This is a genomic window from Halorientalis sp. IM1011 (assembly GCF_001989615.1).
Taxonomy (GTDB): Archaea; Halobacteriota; Halobacteria; order Halobacteriales; family Haloarculaceae; genus Halorientalis.
Window position 1 is genome coordinate 2,491,042 of the sequence record NZ_CP019067.1, and the last position, 20,703, is coordinate 2,511,744.

The window sequence follows — 20,703 nt, forward strand, 5'->3', positions numbered from 1 at the left end:
GTCCTTCCGGTCGCGCGCCCTAAACAGTCCCGCCGCAGGCGCGGACTCGAACAGTCGACACCGTTTTGCATCCGCCGCCCGAGCGACAGGGTATGCAGGCAGTCCAGTTCTCCGAGCACGGCGATACGGACGTCATCGAGTACGACGAGTTCCCGGATCCGGACCCGGCCGACGACGAGGTACTCTTCGACGTGAAGGCGGCGGCGCTCAACCACCTCGACGTCTGGACCCGGCGCGGCCTCCCGGGGATCGATCTGGAGATGCCCCACATCCCCGGCAGCGACGCCGCGGGCGTCGTCACCGAGGTCGGCGCGGACGTGGACCGCTTCGAGGAGGGCGACCACGTCGCCGTCTCGGCCGGTGTCTCCTGTGGCTCGTGTGAGTTCTGCCGCGACGGCGAGCCGACGATGTGCGTGGACTTCCACATCCTCGGCGAACACGTCCGGGGCGTCCACGCCGAGCAGGCCGCCGTGCCCGCGGACAACCTCGTGCCGGTCCCCGATCACGTCGACTGGGAGGTCGCGGGGTCGGCCTCGCTGGTCTTCCAGACCGCCTGGCGCATGCTGGTGACGCGGGCCGACCTCCAGCCCGGCGAGAAGGTGCTCGTGCTGGGGGCCAGCGGTGGCGTCGGTCACGCCGCGCTCCAGATCGCGAAATACGTCGGCGCGGAGGTGTACGCGACCGCCAGCAGCGAGGAGAAACTCGAGTACGCCGAAGAACTCGGCGCGGACGAGGTCATCAACTACGAGCAGGAGGACTTCGACGACGCGATCCGCGACATCACGGGCTACCGCGGCGTCGACGTGGTCGTCGACCACATCGGGGCCGCCACCTGGAACAAGTCGCTGGCCAGCCTCGCGAAGGGCGGCCGGATCGTCACCTGCGGGGCGACCACCGGTCCGAACCCGGAGACGGACGTGAACCGCATCTTCTGGAACCAGCTGGAAGTCATCGGCTCGACGATGGGCACCCCCGGCGAGGTCGACGACGTGCTGGAACTGGTCTGGGAGGGCGAGTTCGAGCCCCGCGTCCGGGACACCCTGCCGATGAGCGAGACCGCCCGCGCCCACGAGATGCTCCAGGACCGCGAAGGCTTTGGGAAGGTCGTCGTGCGGCCCGACAGCGAGCTGTGAGCGACGACGGCTACGTCCACGAACCGGGCGCCGTCGAGGGTAGCGACGGCGACACCGATCGGGAGTCCGACGGGCCCGCGGACGGCGACGTCTACCCGCGCAACACCGTCGGCGACGTGGACGAGGAGTTCGACTGGCGCGGCTGGCTCCTCGTCGCCGCCATCGTGGTCGCCTTTCTCGTCGTCCCGGGTGCGCTGTACGTGCTGCCCGTGGCCCGCGGCAGCGTCGCCGCCCTCGGCTGGGGGTGGCGACACACCTACCTCGCCCTGCCGCTGATCCCCGCGATCGTGCTGGCAGCGATCGCGGTCTGGTCGGCGGTGCGGTCACGGACCGGATAGTTCCGCTCTCAGTTTTGATATCGGCGAGGGAACCCTTATTCTGGGGGTTGGCGTTGGTCCGATAACCGGAGCGATGCAACTGCAGTACACGCCGTACACCGCGCCCGTGTTCCTCTCGGCAGTGGTGGGTCTCGGTGTCGGTGCGTTCGCGTTCCAGCACCGCGAGCGACCGGGTGCCTTCCCGCTCGGGGTGTTCATGCTCGGCGCGAGCCTCTGGTCGTTCGCCGAGGGGATGAACCTCGCGGCGGCGACGCTGGGGCCGAAGTTCTTCTGGACGCGCATGGAGACGCTGTTCTCGTGTGCGATTCCGATCGCGTGGCTGGCGGTCGTACTGGAGTACACCGGCAACGACGAGTGGCTCACGCCTCGGACGATCGCGCTCCTGCTGATCGAACCGGTCGTGGTCGCCGGCGCGATCTCGTTGCGACCGGGGCTGCTGTGGACGGAGATGTCGCTCGCGGAGGCCGCCGGGTTCGTCGCGTTCGAGGCCACCCACGGAACTGTCTTTCACGTCCACGTCATCTACTCGTACCTGCTGGTGCTGGTCGGCGGGGCCCTGTTGTTGCGGGTCATCCTCTTCGCGGAGGGGGTCTACCGGACACAGGCCACCGCGCTGTTGATGGCGATGTTCGTCCCGCTCGTCGGGAACGCGCTGTACATCTACGGGTATCTCCCGACGGGCGTCGACCCGACGACCGTCGGGTTCCTGCTCAGCGGACTCGTCATCGCGGGCACGATCCTGCGGGGCCAGTTACTGGAACTCGTCCCGGTCGCCCGACATCTCGCACGCGACGAGATCCTGGAGAACATGGAGGACCGCGTGATCGTCCTCGACGACAACCAGCGGATCGCCGACATCAACCCCGCGGCCGCGGAGCTGCTCGACCGGTCGGAGGCCGCCGCCATCGGGGAACGCGTCGAGACGGTCTTTCCCGATGTGGCCGCGCTACTGGACGGGGGCGCCGACACGCACGTCCAGACGGAACTCTCGCTGGAGACCGACGAGGGCGGCCGGTACTACAACGTCCGGATCTCGCCACTCCGCCGCGTGGGGGGTGCCGTCGCCGGGACGCTGATCAGCCTCCGTGACGTGACCGACAAACGCCAGCAGCGCCAGCGGCTCGAAGTGCTCAACCGTCTGCTCAGACACAATCTCCGCAACGAGATGAACGTCGTCGCGGGCAACGCGGAACTCGTCGAACGCGAACTGGCTGATTCGGACCTCAGTGACCGCCTCGATCGGATCGTCGAGACGGCCACCCGGATCACGGACCAGAGCGACAAGGTCGGGCAGGTCTCGCGCACGTTCGACGAGGACGGGACGGTGACGGTCGACCTCTGTGAGACCGTCGCAAACGAGGTCCGGGACGCTCGCGACCGTTATCCGGGCGCGGAGATCACCGCCGACCTGCCGGCGGACCTGGCCGTCGAGGTCGACCCCGCCATCGCCATCGCGCTCGACGAACTCGTCGCCAACGCCGTCGAACACAACGACAGCGACCACCCGACGGTGACCGTCCGAATCCGGGACGCGGAGGGCTTCGCGGTGCTCTCAGTCGCCGACGACGGCCCGGGGATCGACCCACACGAACTGGCCGTCCTCGAGGAGGGTGAGGAGACGGCGCTCGAACACGGGAGTGGCGTCGGACTCTGGGTCGTCTACTGGACGATCGAGCAGTTCGGCGGGTACCTGGAGTTCGAGAACGACGACCGCGGCTGTACCGTCACGGTGTGGCTCCCGGACGCCGACGAGGAGCCGGACGAACAGCGCTCGGACGGATCGCCCCCGCTCTCCGGGATCAGGCAGGCGCTGGACGCGACGGCGATCGGGTTCTCGGGCGACGACTGATCGGTCTGCCGACACTCACGAGTCCCGTGGTCACCAGTCGATTACCTGTCGGTCGCGCCAGAACTGCCCGCTGGGGGACCCGGGTTCGAACCGTGCGAGCCACGCGGGCGTGTCCGCGCCCTCTTCGGGACTGCGGTCGGCGTCCGGCCCGCCCATCGCCGTGCGGGTCCAGCCCGGACAGGCGGCGTTGGCGACGAGGCCCTGATCGCCGTACTCGGCGTCGAGGTAGGTGGTCAGTGCGTTCAGGCCGGATTTGGAGATTCGATAGGCGGGCATCCCGCGACCGGCGTCGCCCCGGAGCGACGCCAGGGCCGAGGAGACGTTGACGACGCGACTCCCGTTGCGCCACAGCAGCAGTGGGAGCGCGTACTTCGTGAGCACGAGCGGGCCGCGGAGGTTGGTGGCGAGCGTCTCGTCGATCACACTGGTCGGCATCTCCGCGAGGGCGGACCGACTGTCCATCACGCCGGCGTTGTTCACGAGAACGTCGAGACGCCCCTTCTCGTCGTCGATGCAGTTGATCGCGTCGACGACCGAATCCTCGTCGGTGAGATCGAGTTTCAGCGGGCGCAACTCGGAGGAAGTCACGTCATCTGGGTCGCGGGCACCTGCGTACACCGTCGCGCCGCGGTCCGAGAGGTCGGCGGCGATGGCCGCTCCGATCCCGCGGGTCGCGCCGGTTACGAGCGCGACCTGACCGCCCAGCGAGTTGTACGTCTCGACCTCCATATTCCCCCTGGCGACGGCCACTGGCAAAAAGCCGACTCACCAGTTACCAGCCCTGAAAACTCTCTGCACGGGGTTACGCGCGCCATCAGACGACACCTAATTTCACCATATAGTTCGTAAATTACTCCAAAGTTGAAGCGAAATATTATATATGATGAACGACTTATGCGGACATGGGGGTAGCGGAATGCAAACCTTGCAAGCAAATCGAAAGTTACTGTACTCAGTCGGGTTGACTGCACTGCTTATCGCCGTAGTGGCGATGGGGATGGTGGCGGTCCAGCCCGCAGCGGCGACAGGAGTATCGACACAGACGACGGACGAGGCGGAATTCGGGAACGTTACCGCCGAGGTAACGAAAGAGACGTTGTTCACCGGAAAGGTCTCGAAAGTCGAAGTCACGTACACCGCACCTGAAGGGGAGACGGTCGACGTTACGGTCGCGGACAAAACGAAGACCGTGACGGCCGACGGGACCGAAAGCTCGGTGACGCTCCGCGTGGGGGCGTTCTTCTTCTTCGGTGAGGAGTACCCGGTAAACGTCTCGGCGTCCATCCAGGGCGGCGAAACAGTCGAGGGTCAGATCAACGAGGACGACGGCGTGGTCACGCTCAAGTCCGTCGACGACGGCCCTGCGGCCCCGGCGAACTTCGACGTCACGACGCCGAGCAGCAACTCACCGGTCGTCGAAGGTGAGACGCTGACGGTCGACGCGACCGTCGAGAACACCGGCGAATCCGCCGGCACGCAGACGGTCGAACTGAACGTCGCCGGTAGCGTGCAGGACAGCCAGGAGGTCGACCTGGACGCTGGCGGGAGCGAGGACGTCTCGCTCTCGTGGACGACGGCCGAGGGCGACGCCGGTAACTACACCGCGACGGTCAGCAGCGAGAACGACAGCGCGTCCACCGACGTGACGGTCACCGAGTCTGTCACGACCGGCACCATCGAGGGTACCGTCACCGACGACAGCGGGAGCGCCATCGAAGGCGCAACCGTCTCGGCTGACGGCGAATCGACGACGACGGCCGCCGACGGCAGCTACTCGCTGACCGTCGAGGCAGGTGACTACACGGTCGAAGCCAGTGCGAACGGCTACGAGTCCGACTCCCAGAACGTCACCGTGAACGCGGAAGAGACGACCACGGCCAACTTCTCGCTGACCGAGATCGTGAACGACGGTACCATCGAGGGCACCGTCACCGACGACAGCGGGAGCGCCATCGAAGGCGCTACGGTCTCGGCCGACGGCCAGTCGACGACGACGGCCGCCGACGGCAGCTACTCGCTGACCGTCGAGGAAGGCGACTACACGGTCGAAGCCAACGCGGATGGCTACCAGTCCGACAACGCCACCGTCACCGTGACGGCCGGCGAGACGACGAGCCAGAACTTCTCGCTCAGTGCGGTTCAGACGGATGGTACCATCGAGGGCACCGTCACCGACGCGAGTGACAGTGCCATCGAGGGCGCGACCGTCTCGGCCGGCGGGCAGTCCACGACCACCGCCGCCGACGGCAGCTACTCGCTGACCGTCGAGGAAGGCGACTACACGGTCGAGGCGACCGCCGACGGCTACGAGGCCGACAACGCCACCGTCACCGTGACGGCCGGCGAGACGACGAGCCAGAACTTCTCGCTCAGCGAGTCCGGACCGGTCTACCAGTCGTTCACTGCGTGGGCCGAGAGCGGCTACCTGCAGGTCGGGAACAACTCCCTGCGGTCGGACCTCCCGGACTGTCCGAACGGTGTGCCCGAGAACGAGTCCAAGGGCTGTGTGAAGTTCACGGCCGACTACGACCCGTCGACGGGTGACTACACGGTCTCGCCGGAGAACTTCCAGTTCCCGCCGATTCCGTTCGACAACACCACGCTGGGGACCGTCCCGGCCAACAACACCGCGACGGACACCATCACCGGCAACCTGAACGCCGAGACGGGTGAGGCGTCGTTCAACGCGCCGATCTTCTCGTACCTCGAGGATCCCGCACTCGACGACAGCTGTGGCCTCGAGGTCAACGTCGAAGGGACGACCGGCGAGAGCGGTGCCCTGACCGGCGAACCCGGTCCGATCCAGGACGACGGCACTGCCCGCGCGACGCTGGTCGACGGGACCTTCAGCATTCCCGCAGCGACCCAGGAGACCTGCGGCTTCCTGGCCACCGCCGTCAACAACGACGTCGGCCTGCCCGCACCAGCGGGCGAGAACGAGATCGTCCAGAACCTCTACATCGAGTTCAGCGAGAACTCGGTCGAGAACAACCCGGACGCCCCGAGCAACTCGGGCAGCTAATCCGGGCCGCGACGCCGACTAACCACTTCATTTTTCGCGACTACACACGACGAGCAGCAGCACTGCTCTCCGTCGTCGGATAGTCGGGCGAGCGGGCACCGAAAACGGCGAGAGAGCGGTGAACCGTCGAGAATTCGCGGTCAGTCCTGGTCGTCCCGGCGCATCGCGATCTCGAACCAGGGGCAGAGCCGGAGCTGGCGGTACCACCGTGGGTGCTCGCGGAGTCGCTCGTAGGGCACCCACATGACCCCGGCGACCTCCTCGGGATCGGGATCGAGCGACCGGTCGGTCAGGGTGGCCTGCAACACGGAACAGACCTCCCACTCGATGCCCTCGTTGGGGTAGTAGCGTTTGTACTCGAAGCGGTCGGTCACCTCGAGGTCGTCGTACTGGTCGGGTGTGACGCCGAGTTCCTCTTCGAGGCGCTGGCGGGTCGCCGCCTCCTGACTCTGGCCCTGGACGGGGTGGGAGGCGACGGTGCCGTCCCAGTGGGTGTCCCAGAGCCGTTTGTCCGGGCTGCGCTGGGCCAGCAGGATGTTGTCGTCCTCGTCGAACAGCAGCGACGTGAACGCGCGGTGTCGGATCCCGTCGCCGGTGTGGGCGTCGAGGCGGTTGACCGTCCCCAGTTCGGTGTCGTCCTCGTCGACCTTCACGACCGCCTGCCGGGCGTTTTCGTGTGCGGGGCCGTCGGCCCCGGCGGCGTCCGCCCCGTCGGACGTTTCCTCTGAACTCATGCCTGTGCAATCGACCAGCGGGTTGAAAAAGGAATCGAGGTAGCTCGGTCAGTCCGACTCCGGATCGGGCTGGTAGGCCGTCCCGACGGGGAGCTGGACGGCCGAGGGTTCCGTCCGCAGGTGGACCGCACTCGTCGTCCGGAGTTCCCCGTCGAGGCTGAACGTGGCCGGATCGTCCTCGGCGACCGTCACCGACAGCGCCGGTGCTCGCAGTCGGGTCACGTCGTCGGCGTCGGTGCCGAGTACACGTTCGAGCATCGTCGTGCGGGCGAGATCGGCCAGGTTCGACCCGGGCCGCTCCTCGACGACGGTCACGTCGAACAGGCCGTCCTCCACGTCGGCCTGACTCCGGCCACGGGCGGGGAAACAGCGGGCGTTCCCCACGAGCAGGAGGACCGCCGTCCCCGACCACTCCGTCTCACCGCCGACCTCACCGAAGGCCTCGATCTCGAGCGGGACGCCGTCGAAGTCGGCCGCGGTCCGGAGTGTCTCGACGACGTACGCGAGCACACCCAGTTCGGACTTCGATTCGGGGTCGGTGTCGGCGCTCGCGTCGGCGGTCAGCCCGCAGATCGCCGAGTTCAGGAAGGGCGCGTCGTCGGCGAACCCCAGATCGATCCGGCGGCGCTCGCCCGACTCGATCACCTCGAAGGCGTGTTCGATCCCCTCGATCCCGACGTTCTCGGCGAAGTTGTTGCCCGTTCCAGCGGGGACGACGGCGAACCCCACGTCCGGGAGTGCGTCGGCCTCGACCAGTCCGCAAATGACCTCGTTGAGCGTCCCGTCGCCGCCCGCTGCGGCCACGAGGTCGGCCCCCTCGTCGGCGGCCGCGGCGGCGAACCGCTCGGCGTCGCCCTCGCCCTCGGTTTCTCGAACGGCGAAGCCGTGGTCGGCCGCCAGTTCGCGGACGCGGTCGGCGTGGTCGGCGTCGCCACTCACCGGATTCAACACGAGGACACGCTCGGTCGCGGCCCGCGACCCCTCGTCCATCGACTCGCCGTCCGACTGGCGTTCTGGATGGGTCACTACCCGCAACGAAGCGGACAGAACGCAAAAGGACTCTTACCGCTTCCTTGCGGCCGTGTTCGCAGTCGACCTCCACACGCATACGCGGTCGTTTCACGGGTTCGAGTCGCGACCCACGCCCGCCGACCCCGTGGGCGCGAGAGCGCTGGCCGCGGTCGCACGCTACCGCGGTCTCGACGGCCTCGCCTTCACCAACCACGACTACGCCGTCGACTACGCGGTCCCCGGACTCGTCACCATTCCCGGCATCGAGGTGTCGACCGCCCGCGGCCACGTCCTCGTGATCGGACCGGACCCGCCCGCCGCGACGAAGGTCGGCGGGATGGACCCCGCGGAGGTCGTCGACCTGGCCCACGACCGCGACTGCGTTGCGATCGTCGCCCATCCCTACCGCAACAGCACGGTCCGGGAGGTCGAGGCCCCCTTCGACGCCATCGAGATCAACGGCAAACACCCCCGGACGCGGAACTGGGTCGAGCGCCTCGCCGAGGCCCACGACCTCCCCATCGTCGGCGGTAGCGACGCCCACTACGCCTTCGAGGTCGGCCGCGCACACACGCTCGTCGACGCAGACCGACTCACGCCCGCGGCGGTCGTCGACGCCATCCGCGACGGGCGGGTCGCCCCGCGGATCGACACCTGGCTTCCCCACCGACTGCTCCGGACCTTCTACCGTCGGATCCACTCGGAGAAGGGCCACCTGACCGAACCCGAGTGGACCACACCCGGTGTCGGAGCACCACCCGGGGAGGAGTGACCGCCGACAGCGGCGTCCGCCGCGATCACTCCCAGTCGTAACCGAACTCCTCGGAGGAGCGGTGGATGTAGTCGTTCTCGAGGACTTCGCTGACGATCCGACCGAGGTCGTCGAGTTCCCCCTCGATCTCCCGGGCGTCGTCCCGGTCCAGCCCCGCCTCCGCAAGCGCGTCGGGGCCCTCGGGGAGCGACGGCGCACGGTAGCCCACGTCCTCCGCTGTGGGGTTGTAGTGGAAGTCGAGGTGCTGGAAGGTTCCCAGTTCGCGGGCGGCCCGGAACTGCTCGACCGAGAGGGAGGTTCCCCTGCGCCACTCCTCGAAGGCGTCCTCCCACGCTCCGGCCGACAGCATGTCCGACAGTGCCTCACGGGCCTCCTCGTCACCGGTCCACTCCTCCGGTTCGTCGACGGCGTCGTAGTCGCCCGGGTCGCCCGGGCCGCTGAGCCGCGGCGGGTCGGGTACCTCCACGTCGAGTGTCATACCCGTCCGTTCGGTCGGGAGCGGTATGTGCGTTCCCCCGGCCTGCGCTTGGCGACCTCCCCTCGCTCACCCGAGCCGTTCGTCCAGAATGAGACGGGTTTTGGTCGAGACGACCTCGTCGAGTTCCCGCGCCTTCGTGATCAACTCGTTGACCCGCTCGGTGTCGGCGGCGTCGACGACCAGCACGATGTCCTCTTCCCCCGAGACCTGCCAGACCGAGTCCACCTCCTGCCACTCGACGATGCGATCGGAGATCGCAGCGGTGTCGACGTTGACGTCGACGCTGATCTCGATCATCGCCTTGACGTTCCCGGTGGACGTAGCGACGGTAAAGCGCTCGATGACGCCGTCCTCGACCAGCCGTTCGACGCGATTCCGGACCGTCCCCTCCGAGGTCCCCACCCGATCCGCGATCTCCGTGTAGGCCGTCCGGGCGTCCCGTCGCAGAATGCTCAGGATCTGCCGGTCCAGCTCGTCCATTGAGATTTGCGGGTACTCACCCGCCGTACTTGAGGATTGCGAAATTCGTAACTGCGCTTCGAAAGCAACACTTATCCGCGCCGAACGGATACGCATCTCGTAATGACGGACGCCTACGTGGCTATCGAGGGCGGACGCGTCGTCGAGGCGCGCTCCCGCGCTCCGGGCACGACCCGCGGGGAACTGGTATTCACGACCGCGTACACGGGATACGAGGAGAGTCTGACGGATCCCTCCTACGAGGAGCAGATCCTGACCTTCTCCTACCCGCTGATCGGCAACTACGGCGTCCGAGAGGAGCGCTTCGAGTCCGACCGCGTCCACCCGCGCGGCGTCGTCGCCCGCGAACTCACCGAGGACGTGGCCGAGTGGCTCGAATCCGAGGGCGTGCCGGCCGTCGATCACCTGGACACGCGCGAACTCGTCACCGGCATCCGCGACGAGGGTGCGATGAAGTGTGGCATCGCCGCCGGCCCCGACGCCACCGAGGAGGACGCGCTGGCCGAACTCGAGCAGTGCAAGCACATGTCCGACCACACGGAGATCGGTGCGCAGGTCAGCGTCGGCGAACCCGAGGTCTTCAACGAAGACGGCGACGGGAAGACGGTCGCGCTGATCGACTGCGGCGCGAAGGGTTCGATCATCGACTCGCTGGTCGAGCGCGACGCCGTCGTCCACGTCCTCCCCTACGACGCCACCGAGGACGACGTGGCCGCGATCGACCCCGACCTCCTCTTTATCTCCAACGGCCCCGGCGACCCCGAGAACTTCGAACAGACGAAAGATCTCGTGGACAGCTACGCCGGCGAGACGCCCATGGCCGGCATCTGTCTCGGCCAGCAGGTCGTCGCCAGCGCGCTGGGCGGCTCGACCGAGAAGATGGAGTTCGGCCACCGCGGGGTCAACCAGCCCGTCCGTGACCTCCGGACCGATCAGGTCGTCATGACCACCCAGAACCACGGCTACACCGTCGCCGAACCCGGCGAGAAGCTCGAGGTCACCCAGATCAACGTCAACGACGACACGCCCGAAGGGCTGGAGAACGACGAGCTGGAGATCATCACCCGTCAGTACCACCCCGAGGCCAACCCCGGTCCGAACGACTCGAAGGGCTTCTTCGACGACGTGCTGGCGATGGCCGAGGACTAAAACCCACTTTTTACGTCGGGGGGTTCGCCTTGGGGCGAACCCCCCATCGCAAAAACTTGGGGAAAAACGACCTCGACGCTCGGCTCCGCCTCGCGTCGAGTGAACCGCGCCTCGCTTCGTCGCCGGCGTGGTCCGAGAGAGCAAAGCTCTCTCGTCATCACGAAAGGCGCGAAGCGCCTTTCGAACGACGACGCGCCGGCTGCCAGCGGGACCTTCGGTCCCGCCCTGCTCGGCGCGGATGCTGGTGCTCAGTACAGATGAATTAGGGCCTACTCACTTGGTCCGGGGTCACAACCAATCAGGAGTGATGTACGTCACTGTATCCAATGTCTCTCGATTGGGGAATGCTTCGAGAACCCGCTGGATGATATGGTAGAGTTCGTGCGGGGGAAGCGACTGGTCGGGGACATAGAACACGCCACTGTGTGAGTCAGCCGACATCTGGACGAAGTCGTCGTCACTGGTGACGATGAGACGGCCCTCTTGGACGGCGTACAGGCGAATTGTGGTATCGTCGACGCCTTCGCCCAACTCGCCCACGTCGACGACACGCTCTACGTCGTGGCCAGCTTTGTCGAGCTTGTCGGCCAGCGGAGCCGCGATGTTCTCGTCAAGCAAAAACGACACCTGCATACTACGATTCCGGCAGATCTTCGGGGCCGGTGACGATTTCGGGGTCTTCTTCTGCGGCGTCGTGAAGCTCTCGCCGGTGTTCTTCGACCGCTCGCATTTCTTCGGGGTGGTCGTGATAGTACGCCAGTGCGTGGTAGACGTCCGCGGCGGTAAGGTCAAAGCGGTCCGCAACCGTCTGCGCGTCGAGGCCGCGCTCTTCGACCAGCGCGTGGATGTGGCTGACGGTGATTCGTCGGCCCTGAATGTGGGGTTCGTCGTGAATCTCTGACTCGTCACCTGAGACAACGGTATTCATCTGCTTCGACATAGGGTAGAATACCACTGCAGTGGCCTTCAGTCTTTGCCGGTACGGGAAGTCAGCCCAGAGTGCTCAATGATGGGAGTACAGATACCGCCCTATCGTTCAGTACAGGATGTCCATTCAACAAACTGGTGTCGATGCTTTCGGCCACAACGTAATACCGAGGAGCCATAACCTGCCGTTTATGTCATTCACTACACAAAACTTTTTGCTATAGGATTTTCCTTCGAATTATGAGACGATTCAGCAAATCTACAAGCAGGAGATTTTGGGGTCTCTTAGCAGTTGTTGTAGGTACCCTCGTAATCGTACTGCCGATCCACTTTCTCGGACTGGCATTCTTTGAATCCGGGCCGATCGCAGCCTTCGTAATCATGGTCGAAGTTATTCTGGGACTTGTCGGACTCGGAATAATTGGGGCGGGTGTCTATTCGTATCGGACAGGGAATCAACGGCCAGCAATAGCAGCAATCGCGATGATTTGCAGCCTCACCATCGTCTTCCGGGTCATCTGGTATATCGAGATACAGATCTACGGGCTTGTCCCCATATGGATCTGGGTCAGCGCCGGAGTGCTCGCTCTAACCGCTTCACTGTGGCTCACATACCAATTTACACCTCCTAAAGAGATGATTAGTAGTTGAATTTCTCTCGTTTTGCGGAAGTCCGTAAGTATCGAAGATTCGCAATCTATGATTCAGCTGGCTAATGTTAGTTCCGAGTAAGAGCAGAGCAGGTGCCCTTCTTTCTAGATTTGATGGAGTGAACCAGCTGTTCAGTTCGCACATACACTGAGCGATTTTTCGACCGACCCAATTCCACTCATCTCCGGTCACCGGCTCGGTAATCCCCTCGACGGGCACGTCGTGAGTCGCGAGCATGGACGAGTCGGCGCGCATCGCCTATGCCACGCGCCCGTGGACCCCAGACCTCGTTCCGACCGCACTACACCGCACTCCGCCCGCCAGCCCTGATCTCGCCGAGTTCGGTCTCCATGATCTCGTACTCGTCGAGGTACTGGCTGCGCACGTCCTGGAGGCGTTCTTCCATGTTCTCGTCGTTTTCCTTGAGCGTCTCCAGTTTCCGGTGGACGAGGTCGATCTGGTCTGCGATCTCGTCCTCGCCGCGGAGGTTCATGAACTCGCGGCGGAACTCGTCGACCAGCAGGACGGCGTAATCCTCGGTGTCGAGGTAGGCGGCTCCGTTCAGGGACGGTTCCGGGTTGGTCAGGACGAGGCGGGCGAACAGGCGCGGGTGGTCGTCGACGAACTCGTTGGGTTCGGCCCACGGGTCGACGCCCTCGGCGCGGGCCGCGCCCTCGTAGTTCTGCGGGACCACGTCGTCGATGACCTCGGGGGGGTCCGAGAGCTCGAAGGCGTGGTCGACGATCCGGGAGAGGTCGGTGTGGAGCTCCTGCCAGGCGTCGCGGTACTCCCGGGAGGCGGTGAGGAAGGCGCTCACGTCCGAGACGAGATCGGGGTAGTCCCGGGAGATGTCGGCCACCACGTCGTCTGGGACCCCGGTGTCCTCGATTTCGGGGTAGGTCGGCATCCCGGCCGGTGGGTTCGTCCGATCCCAGCGGTCGCGGTTTGTCGTGAGCCACTCCAGGATCCGGTCGATCCCCGTCGCGACGATGCGTTTGACGTACGGCCGACGGCGGAGTTTCCGGCTCTCGGCCGTGGCCTCCTCAAGCCGTCTGGCGTACCAGCCGACGATCACGAGCAGGACGACCGTCCCCAGCGCGCCCGCGATCGTCGCGAGCGTCCGCGCCGCCGCCAGGCTCTCCGTGAACGCCGCGATGAGCACGCTCACGACGATCCCCACCACCGCGATCGCGAGTATCTGGACCACTCCCGAGACGATCCGCGTCGTACTGTTGTCCCTATCTAGCATATCCCGTCCCCTCCGACACGTCTCCCCGATAACCTGTGTGGGTACTTAGAGACTGTTATCTCACACCCCCAGAGTCGAGTCAGATCCGTGCCTGGTCGTTCGCGCTGCCCTGCCGAGCGAGCAGGCCACCGATCGCTCCGAGCACGAGCGGGTAGCCCAGTCCGGCGAGCACGACCGCCAGCAAGAGGTCCGGGCCCGCCGAGAAGGAAAGCGCCGTCCGGCCCTGGACGGTCAGCGAACGCGAGTGCTCGAAGACGAACGCGCCGACGACGGCGAGCGAGAGGTAGCCGATCACCACCGACGCCCCGAGTGTAGCCGCACGAACCGGCCCCGGTCGACGCTCGTCTGCCACCCTGTACGCCACGTATCCCGCGCCCAGCAGGACGGCCACCGGCACGAGCAGGTACAGGACGCGCGGTACCGTACTCGAAAGCTCCGAGATGGGGGCGGCGACGGCACCCTGCAGTTCGAAGACGCTCGCGCTCTCGGTCGACAGTTCGTCGGCGGCCCCGCCGCTCGTCTCGATCGGGACGTTGTGCGCGCCGTAGAACACCCATCCGATCGCCGTCCATGCCGGCACGTCGCCGGCCACCTCGAACCCGTCGAGCACCGTGAACAGGACGGTGACGAGGTAGCCGGCCACGTACGCGCCGGCCCCGATCAGCGCCCCGTCCAGCAGGTACTCGGTGTATGCGGTCCCGACGCTCCGTGACTGTCCCAGTCCCCCTTCCATGCGGGGATATACCACGAAGTCGGTGAAATGGCTACTGCAACGTGAGAGCGAACGGAGAAAAGCGGGTCGCGACGGCGTCGCGGCCTCAGTAGTCGCCCCAGTCGCGGGTGTCCTTGGGACGGGTGGCCACGTCCTGCACGTTCAGCGGCTGGTCCGAGGACTCGATGGCCTCGAGGGCCGCCTCGGCGCTCTCGATGGTCGAGAAGTAGGTGATCGTCTCCTCGACACAGACCTCCAGGATCTCGCGGTTGCGCGAGACGACGAGGTCGATCTCGCCGTCGCGCAGGCGTGACTTGACTGCCTCGATGTCGGCGTCCTCCAGATCCTCCACGTCGAAGTGGTCCTCGAAGCCGATCACCGGCAGGTCGACGATGGCGTTGCCCTCGGTGGGAATCGGCTTGCCGACGGACATCTGGGCCTTCTGGTAGGCCTTGCCGAACGAGCCGGCAGTGCCCATGACCTCACCGGTCGATTTCATCTCCGGGCCCAGCCGCGGGTCGCTGCCCGGCAGGCGGTCGAAGGGCAGGACGACTTCCTTCACGGAGACCTGGTCGGGGATCTGCTCGTCCACGTCCAGTTCCTCCAGGCTCGCGCCGGCCATGACCTTCGCGGCGAGTTTGGCGATGGGCACGCCCGTCGCCTTCGAGACGAAGGGCACGGTACGGGAGGAGCGCGGGTTGGCCTCCAGCACGTACACCGTCTCGTCTTTGACGGCGAGCTGGACGTTGAGCAGGCCCACCGTATCGAGCGCCGTCGCGATGTCTTCGGTGACCTCGCGGACGCGTTCGAGGACGTCGTCCGACAGCGAGCGCGGTGGGATCATACAGGCGGAGTCGCCGGAGTGCACACCTGCAGTTTCGACGTGTTCCATGATGCCGCCGATGAGCACGTCGTCGCCGTCGGCGACGGCGTCCACGTCCAGTTCCACGGCGTCGGCGAGGAAGTCGTCGATGAGGATCGGCTTGTCCGGAGAGACGCGAACCGCCTCCTCGATGTAGGTCTCGAGGTCCTCGTCGTTGTAGACCACGTCCATCGCGCGCCCACCCAGCACGTAGCTCGGGCGCACGAGGACGGGGTAGCCGATCGAGCGGGCGATCTCCAGGGCCTCCTGCTCGGAGGTCGCCGTACCACCCTCGGCCTGAGCGATGCCCAGATCGTCCATGAGCTGGTTGAAGCGGTCCCGATCCTCCGCGAGGTCCATCGCCTCGACGGCGGTGCCCATGATCTCACAGTCCAGGCCGCGGCGCTCGATCTCGGCTTCGAGCGGTTCGCCGATGTCGACGGAGGTCTGGCCGCCGAACTGGACCATCACGCCGTCGGCGTTGGTCGTCTCGATCACGTCGGCGACCTCCTCGGCGGTGATGGGCTCGAAAAAGAGGCCCTCGGAGGTGTCGTAGTCCGTCGAGACGGTCTCGGGGTTGTTGTTGACGACGTGGGCGTCGATGCCCATCGCCTCCAGCGCCTGGACGGCGTGGACCGAACAGTAGTCGAACTCGACGCCCTGCCCGATCCGGATGGGGCCGCCGCCGACCACGACGACGCTCTCCATCTCGGTGTCGACCTGGACCTCGTTACGGCCCAGCCCCGAGAGCGGTTCCCGGGCGGAGTAGTAGTACGGCGTCGAGGCGGCGAACTCGCCCGCGCAGGTGTCGACCTGCTTGAACGCGCGGTCCGGGGTCTCGGCGTCGACCTGCTCGACGGTGACGCTTCCACCATCGGCCTCGACCTCCTCGCTGTCGACCTGTTGTGCCTCGTCGCGGTCGGGGAGCCAGGAGGCGTGGGTGTCGTTGAACTCGCCGCCGGCGATGGCCGTTATCTCCTGATCGGTGAACCCTTCCTCGGCGGCGGCCGCGAAGTCGCCCGCCGCGGCCGCGGTGGCGGAATCGGCGATGCGCTTGTACCGTTCGAGGTACCACTCGCGGATCTCGGTGAGGGCGTTGACCTCCTCGACGGAGTAGCCGCGCTCGAACGCCTCGAAGATGGCGTAGGTGCGGTCGGGTGTCGGCCGCTCCAGATACTCTGATTCGAGTTCGTCGTCGCTCACGTCCGCCCAGTCGACGGCGGGGTCGTACTCGGAACTGCGGAGCGCCTTCAGCATCGACTCCTCGAAGGTCCGGCCGATGGCCATGGCCTCGCCGGTGGACTTCATGGCCGGCCCGAGCTCGAACTCCACGTCGCGGAACTTGTCTTTGGGCCACCGGGGCACCTTCGTCACGATGTAGTCGATGGCCGGCTCGAAAGCGGCGGTGGTCTGGCCCGTGATCTCGTTTTCGATCTCGTGGAGGCGCTTGCCCATCGCGACCTTGGCGGTGACGCGGGCGATGGGGTAGCCGGTCGCCTTCGAGGCCAGCGCCGAGGAGCGAGAGACGCGGGGGTTGACCTCGACGACGCGGTACTCGCCGCCAGGCGTGCCGTCGTCGTGCCAGGCGAACTGGATGTTACAGCCGCCCTGAATGCCGAGTTCGCGGATCACCTTGAGGGCCGTGTCGCGCATGTCCTGGTGGCCCTCGTCCGGGATGACCTGACTGGGGGTGACGACGATGGACTCGCCGGTGTGGATCCCCATCGGGTCGATGTTCTCCATGTTACAGATGATGATACAGGAGTCGTCGGCGTCCCGCATCACCTCGTACTCCAGTTCGATCCAGCCGTCGATCGACTCGGTGATCATCACGCGATTGTCGCGTGAGAGACTGAGTCCCTTCCGGGTGGCCTCCTTCAGTTCGTCCATGTCGCCGATGACGCCCGACCCCTGGCCGCCCAGCGTGTAGGTGGTCCGCATGATGACCGGGAGGCCGCCGACGGCCTCGACGGCGTCCTCGACCTCGTCCATGGACTCGATGGTCACCGACTCGGGGACGGGTTCGCCGATCGACTCCATTCGCTGGCGGAACTGGTCGCGGTCCTCCGTGGCGTAGATGGTGTCCAGCGGCGTGCCCATGACCTCCACGTCGTGTTCCTCGAGCACGCCCTCCTCGGCGAGTTCGGCCGTGACGTTCAGCCCGGTCTGGCCCCCGAGGCCGGCGATGACGCCGTCTGGCTGTTCCTTCCGGATGATCTCCGCGATGGCCTCGGTGTTGATCGGCTCGATGTACACCTTATCGGCCATCTCCGGATCGGTCATGATCGTCGCCGGGTTGGAGTTGACCAGCACGACCCGCGCCCCCTCCTCCTGGAGCGCGCGACAGGCCTGCGCACCGGAGTAGTCGAACTCCGCGGCCTGTCCGATCTTGATCGGCCCACTCCCGATCAACAGAATCGTGCGGTCCTCTGATCCGTCTGTCATTGTCCGTTCCCAGTTCGCTCATCGTAATAAGCCCGGCGATAGATTGCGAGCATCGTAACCGAATTTCGAAATTCGTATTGTGGCAGGTTCACACGGGACGGTCGTCACCGTGACCGGCGCGTTCAGTCCCGCCAGACGGCGAGGACACGCACGCGCTCGCGGACCGACCCGTCGTGCTGGTCCGTGAACGCCCGGATTCGTTCGGCGGCGGTGACCGAGAACACGGCCAGCACGGTGCCGGCGACCACGTCGGTCGCCCAGTGGATCCCCAGGTACATCGTCGAGATGGCGACGCTGGCGGCGCCGAAGACGGCGACGGGGAACCAGTAGGGGTAGGCGTCGCGGGTCCGGTACGCCATCAGCGCGACGGTCACCGACAGAGAGGTGTGCAACGAGGGGAAGACGTTGGTGTTGCGGTTGATCTCGCTGGTCAGCAACTGCGAGCGGGGCCAGTGGTGGTACAACAGCGGGTCGACCACGTCGGGCATGAAGTTGCGCGGGCCGTAGGCGATGAACGCGAGGTAACAGATCAGCCCGATCCCGTAGTTGAGGATGTACGCGATGGTCATCTCCCGCATCGGCCGCTGGTCGTCGAGCGTGAAGTACGCCACTAGCGGGAAGATCATCAGGAAGGCGTAGCCGTAGACGTACACGTTCGAGAAGTAGGCTGTCAGAACCGGCGAGGCGATCGACTGGATCTGCGCGACGAGCTCGCCCTCGATGGCGTAGATCCGGTAGGTGATCTGGACGCCGACCAGTTGCGAGAGGTCGCCGCTCACGTCCCGGATGAGGCTGTTCACCAGCAAAACGGCGGCCAGGACGGCCACGGCCGGTCCGGCCTCACGGATACGTTCCCGGACGTTCTCGCGTGTCGCCCGGAGTCGGGCCGGCCCGACGAGGACCAGCGAGGCGACGACGAGCATCGCCCCGACGACCCCGAGCACTCGCGCGGAGAGTTCCAGCAGGCTCACGGTATCACCGTCCGACGAGGTTGCCACCCTCGTAGCGGTAGCCCGCCTCGCCCCAGGCCCGTCGGGCGCGTTCGGACTCTATCTGTCCGTCCGATCCGAGGAAGGGGAGCAGCGGATGGTCGCCGTCCCACTCGAGGTCCGACGGGACCCAGTCCGTCCCGGCGAGCGGGCTCGCCGCGGGCGTCGCGTACCCGTCGAACACCTCGTCCGCGAGGTGTCCCCGGTCGATCAACTGCCCCAGAACCCGTCGGAACTGGTAGTTGTGCAGCGGCGTCCGTCGCGTATTGTACCCCAGGACGTAGTAGGAGTTCGACGGGCTAGTCAGTAACTTGAGCTCGTCGGCCCCGACGATCTGTTCCGCGCTGTCGACGCCGATCCCGTTGACCGCGGCGTCGATGGTCCCGTCGGCGGCCGAGGAGACGACGATCCCGTCGGACACGTCGGCACGGACGACCAGCCGATCGAAGGGGAGCCCGCCGGCCATCGACTCCGGGAACTCCCCGGCGTCGGTCCGGTGGAGGAAGTGCTCGTCGAACCGACCCAAGACGAGTTCGACGCCCGAGGGCTGTTCTTCGAAGGCCACCGGCCCGCTCCCGACCGCGGGGACGTTGTTCGTGACCAGCGCCTCCGTCACCTCCCCGCCCACGTCGACGCCGCCGAGGGTCGCCGGCCGGCGGCGCTGTTGCCAGACGTGTTCGGGCAGGACCGGCACTGTGAGTGCGCGCCGGGCGACCTGCTCGGAGCAGTCCCCGAACGTGAACTCGACGGTTCGGAGGTCCGTGGCCCGCACGCTCTCGACCAGACTGGCCTGTCCGTGATACCGCGGGACGGGGACGAACGAGTCGCTGTCCGGCGTCGACGTGTCTCTGACGAACTCGTAGGTGAAGGCCACGTCGTCGGCGGTCAGCGGTTCGCCGTCGTGCCAGCGCTGGTTGGGCCGCAACCGGACCGTCGCCTGGAGCTCCCCGTCGCGGCGCTCGAACGACCAGCGGTCGGCCAGCCACGGCTCGATCCGGTCGCCGTCGTAGGCCCGCCCCAGCGGGTCGTACAGCAGGTTCGTCAGGATCGTGTTGTCGCGGTAGCGCACCGCCAGCGGATTGAGGTTCTGGATCTCCTGCCCGTAGGTCGTCCCGATCCGGAGGGTGCGAGGACTGGATTCGGCCTCGGGCGTCGCTTCCAGCGCCAGATACCCCATCGGCGAATCCAGATCCGCCCGCTCCCAGCCGGTGAACCTGTCGGTCCGAACCGCCCGGATCGTCTCCGGGAACCCGAGGATGCTGAACGGCTGGGAGCGCGCGATCGTTCGCTGGAGCGTCGTCACCGCGTCCCGTCGTTCCTGTCCCGTCACGCGTCGCTGCCGCTGAAGCAGGTCGTCGACCCGTGCGTTCGAGTAGCCGAAGGGGTTGCGCCAGCCCGGGGACTGCGCGCCCGTCGAGTGCAATAGCGAGTACAGGGCGTCGGGCTCCCGAGGCACATCCGGCATCCGTCCGACGAACAGGTCGAACTGGTGGTTGACGAGGATCTGCCGGCGGAGTTCGTCCTCGGCTGTCGGGACGACCCGGGCGTCTACCCCCGCCGTCTGGAACCACTCCCCGACTGCCCGCGCCAGCCGAAGGGCGTACGGATCCGTATCCGCCGGGAGTGTCTTGATTCGGAGCGTCGTCTGGCCGCTGGCCCGCCAGCCCAGAAGCGACTGGAGGCGGTCGAGACAGCCGGCGCTCGCGCCGGCCACGCCCGTCGCGCCGCCGGCGAGGAGTTGCCGCCTGGTCACGCCATCTCTGCCGGACGACATTGCGTTGTCGTTACGTTTAGCCGTCCCCGCTATATCCCTTATGTATTCTGGACCCCTCTGTTCGTGTTCCACCCAACGTGAGGACTGGCAAGATTCACCTACCGATACCGCTACGAGTCGGAACACTG

The 20,703-nt window shown here is 66.3% G+C and carries 19 protein-coding genes; 7 read left to right on the plus strand and 12 right to left on the minus strand.

The window, feature by feature from the left end; all coding sequences use genetic code 11:
• The first annotated feature begins 92 nt into the window (after positions 1-92).
• The 3 genes from BV210_RS12755 to BV210_RS12765 all read left to right on the plus strand — a co-directional run bounded on the left by BV210_RS12755 (position 93) and on the right by BV210_RS12765 (position 3,320).
• Entirely contained in the window at positions 93-1,133 is a 1,041-nt protein-coding gene (locus BV210_RS12755) for a zinc-binding dehydrogenase (protein WP_077207012.1), read from the plus strand.
• Positions 1,130-1,471 (plus strand): hypothetical protein, encoded by a 342-nt coding sequence (locus tag BV210_RS12760; RefSeq protein WP_077207013.1) that lies wholly within the window; start codon positions 1,130-1,132, stop codon positions 1,469-1,471. The genes BV210_RS12755 and BV210_RS12760 overlap by 4 nt, the downstream gene beginning before the upstream one ends.
• 73 nt (positions 1,472-1,544) lie before the next feature.
• Positions 1,545-3,320 carry a histidine kinase N-terminal 7TM domain-containing protein gene (locus BV210_RS12765; protein WP_077207014.1) on the plus strand — a complete coding sequence of 592 codons (1,776 nt, stop codon included), beginning with the start codon at positions 1,545-1,547 and terminating at the stop codon, positions 3,318-3,320.
• A gap of 30 nt (positions 3,321-3,350) precedes the next feature.
• On the opposite strand, the gene BV210_RS12770 is transcribed toward BV210_RS12765, so the two are convergent.
• Positions 3,351-4,049 carry an SDR family NAD(P)-dependent oxidoreductase gene (locus BV210_RS12770; protein ID WP_077207015.1) on the minus strand — a complete coding sequence of 233 codons (699 nt, stop codon included), beginning with the start codon at positions 4,047-4,049 and terminating at the stop codon, positions 3,351-3,353.
• A gap of 196 nt (positions 4,050-4,245) precedes the next feature.
• On the opposite strand from BV210_RS12770, the gene BV210_RS12775 reads away from it, so the two are divergent.
• The gene (locus BV210_RS12775; RefSeq protein WP_172824898.1) at positions 4,246-6,342 is read left to right on the plus strand and encodes a carboxypeptidase regulatory-like domain-containing protein; all 2,097 of its coding nucleotides are present in this window, start codon (positions 4,246-4,248) and stop codon (positions 6,340-6,342) included.
• Between the two features lie 140 nt (positions 6,343-6,482).
• On the opposite strand, the gene idi is transcribed toward BV210_RS12775, so the two are convergent.
• Positions 6,483-7,076 carry an isopentenyl-diphosphate Delta-isomerase gene (gene idi / locus BV210_RS12780; RefSeq protein ID WP_077207017.1) on the minus strand — a complete coding sequence of 198 codons (594 nt, stop codon included), beginning with the start codon at positions 7,074-7,076 and terminating at the stop codon, positions 6,483-6,485.
• Positions 7,077-7,124: 48 nt separating this feature from the next.
• Positions 7,125-8,066 (minus strand): diacylglycerol kinase family protein, encoded by a 942-nt coding sequence (locus BV210_RS12785; protein WP_077208057.1) that lies wholly within the window; start codon positions 8,064-8,066, stop codon positions 7,125-7,127.
• Positions 8,067-8,157: 91 nt separating this feature from the next.
• Here BV210_RS12785 and BV210_RS12790 point away from each other — a divergent pair, with 91 nt between their 5' ends.
• Positions 8,158-8,859 (plus strand): CehA/McbA family metallohydrolase, encoded by a 702-nt coding sequence (locus BV210_RS12790; RefSeq protein ID WP_077207018.1) that lies wholly within the window; start codon positions 8,158-8,160, stop codon positions 8,857-8,859.
• 25 nt (positions 8,860-8,884) lie between these two features.
• On the opposite strand, the gene BV210_RS12795 is transcribed toward BV210_RS12790, so the two are convergent.
• A complete protein-coding gene (locus BV210_RS12795) occupies positions 8,885-9,337 on the minus strand; it encodes a hypothetical protein (protein WP_077207019.1) in 453 nt (150 codons plus the stop codon).
• Between the two features lie 66 nt (positions 9,338-9,403).
• The gene (locus BV210_RS12800) at positions 9,404-9,817 is read right to left on the minus strand and encodes an Lrp/AsnC family transcriptional regulator (RefSeq protein ID WP_077207020.1); all 414 of its coding nucleotides are present in this window, start codon (positions 9,815-9,817) and stop codon (positions 9,404-9,406) included.
• A gap of 102 nt (positions 9,818-9,919) precedes the next feature.
• Between BV210_RS12800 and carA the strand changes: the two genes are divergently transcribed.
• The gene (gene carA / locus BV210_RS12805) at positions 9,920-10,966 is read left to right on the plus strand and encodes a glutamine-hydrolyzing carbamoyl-phosphate synthase small subunit (RefSeq protein WP_077207021.1); all 1,047 of its coding nucleotides are present in this window, start codon (positions 9,920-9,922) and stop codon (positions 10,964-10,966) included.
• Between the two features lie 288 nt (positions 10,967-11,254).
• Here carA and BV210_RS12810 read toward each other — a convergent pair whose 3' ends face one another.
• Both BV210_RS12810 and BV210_RS12815 read right to left on the minus strand, forming a co-directional pair.
• Positions 11,255-11,599 (minus strand): DUF5615 family PIN-like protein, encoded by a 345-nt coding sequence (locus BV210_RS12810; RefSeq protein WP_077207022.1) that lies wholly within the window; start codon positions 11,597-11,599, stop codon positions 11,255-11,257.
• 1 nt (position 11,600) lies between these two features.
• On the minus strand, positions 11,601-11,906 hold the full coding sequence (locus BV210_RS12815) for a DUF433 domain-containing protein (RefSeq protein WP_157526011.1): 306 nt from the start codon (positions 11,904-11,906) through the stop codon (positions 11,601-11,603).
• Positions 11,907-12,133: 227 nt separating this feature from the next.
• Here BV210_RS12815 and BV210_RS12820 point away from each other — a divergent pair, with 227 nt between their 5' ends.
• Complete coding sequence (locus BV210_RS12820; RefSeq protein WP_077207023.1) at positions 12,134-12,544, plus strand: hypothetical protein; 411 nt, start codon at positions 12,134-12,136, stop codon at positions 12,542-12,544.
• A gap of 301 nt (positions 12,545-12,845) precedes the next feature.
• On the opposite strand, the gene BV210_RS12825 is transcribed toward BV210_RS12820, so the two are convergent.
• The 5 genes from BV210_RS12825 to BV210_RS12845 all read right to left on the minus strand — a co-directional run bounded on the left by BV210_RS12825 (position 12,846) and on the right by BV210_RS12845 (position 20,575).
• On the minus strand, positions 12,846-13,793 hold the full coding sequence (locus BV210_RS12825) for a hypothetical protein (RefSeq protein WP_077207024.1): 948 nt from the start codon (positions 13,791-13,793) through the stop codon (positions 12,846-12,848).
• 79 nt (positions 13,794-13,872) lie between these two features.
• Positions 13,873-14,526, minus strand: coding sequence for a hypothetical protein (locus BV210_RS12830; protein WP_077207025.1), 654 nt, complete (start codon positions 14,524-14,526; stop codon positions 13,873-13,875).
• 85 nt (positions 14,527-14,611) lie between these two features.
• Positions 14,612-17,812, minus strand: coding sequence for a carbamoyl-phosphate synthase large subunit (gene carB / locus BV210_RS12835; RefSeq protein WP_077207026.1), 3,201 nt, complete (start codon positions 17,810-17,812; stop codon positions 14,612-14,614).
• A 122-nt stretch (positions 17,813-17,934) separates the two neighbouring features.
• A complete protein-coding gene (locus tag BV210_RS12840) occupies positions 17,935-18,783 on the minus strand; it encodes a phosphatase PAP2 family protein (protein ID WP_077207027.1) in 849 nt (282 codons plus the stop codon).
• A gap of 4 nt (positions 18,784-18,787) precedes the next feature.
• Complete coding sequence (locus BV210_RS12845) at positions 18,788-20,575, minus strand: ABC transporter substrate-binding protein (protein ID WP_077207028.1); 1,788 nt, start codon at positions 20,573-20,575, stop codon at positions 18,788-18,790.
• Positions 20,576-20,703: the final 128 nt, after the last annotated feature.

Bases quoted from the DNA above. Each gene is read 5' to 3' on its own strand.
- BV210_RS12755 (WP_077207012.1), top strand. From the start codon at position 93: ATGCAGGCAGTCCAGTTCTCCGAGCACGGCGATACGGACGTCATCGAG.
- BV210_RS12765 (WP_077207014.1), top strand. From the start codon at position 1,545: ATGCAACTGCAGTACACGCCGTACACCGCGCCCGTGTTCCTCTCGGCA.
- BV210_RS12770 (WP_077207015.1), bottom strand. From the start codon at position 4,049: ATGGAGGTCGAGACGTACAACTCGCTGGGCGGTCAGGTCGCGCTCGTA.
- idi (WP_077207017.1), bottom strand. From the start codon at position 7,076: ATGAGTTCAGAGGAAACGTCCGACGGGGCGGACGCCGCCGGGGCCGAC.
- BV210_RS12785 (WP_077208057.1), bottom strand. From the start codon at position 8,066: ATGGACGAGGGGTCGCGGGCCGCGACCGAGCGTGTCCTCGTGTTGAAT.
- BV210_RS12795 (WP_077207019.1), bottom strand. From the start codon at position 9,337: ATGACACTCGACGTGGAGGTACCCGACCCGCCGCGGCTCAGCGGCCCG.
- BV210_RS12800 (WP_077207020.1), bottom strand. From the start codon at position 9,817: ATGGACGAGCTGGACCGGCAGATCCTGAGCATTCTGCGACGGGACGCC.
- carA (WP_077207021.1), top strand. From the start codon at position 9,920: ATGACGGACGCCTACGTGGCTATCGAGGGCGGACGCGTCGTCGAGGCG.
- BV210_RS12810 (WP_077207022.1), bottom strand. From the start codon at position 11,599: ATGCAGGTGTCGTTTTTGCTTGACGAGAACATCGCGGCTCCGCTGGCC.
- BV210_RS12815 (WP_157526011.1), bottom strand. From the start codon at position 11,906: ATGTCGAAGCAGATGAATACCGTTGTCTCAGGTGACGAGTCAGAGATT.
- BV210_RS12820 (WP_077207023.1), top strand. From the start codon at position 12,134: ATGAGACGATTCAGCAAATCTACAAGCAGGAGATTTTGGGGTCTCTTA.
- BV210_RS12825 (WP_077207024.1), bottom strand. From the start codon at position 13,793: ATGCTAGATAGGGACAACAGTACGACGCGGATCGTCTCGGGAGTGGTC.
- BV210_RS12830 (WP_077207025.1), bottom strand. From the start codon at position 14,526: ATGGAAGGGGGACTGGGACAGTCACGGAGCGTCGGGACCGCATACACC.
- carB (WP_077207026.1), bottom strand. From the start codon at position 17,812: ATGACAGACGGATCAGAGGACCGCACGATTCTGTTGATCGGGAGTGGG.
- BV210_RS12845 (WP_077207028.1), bottom strand. From the start codon at position 20,575: ATGTCGTCCGGCAGAGATGGCGTGACCAGGCGGCAACTCCTCGCCGGC.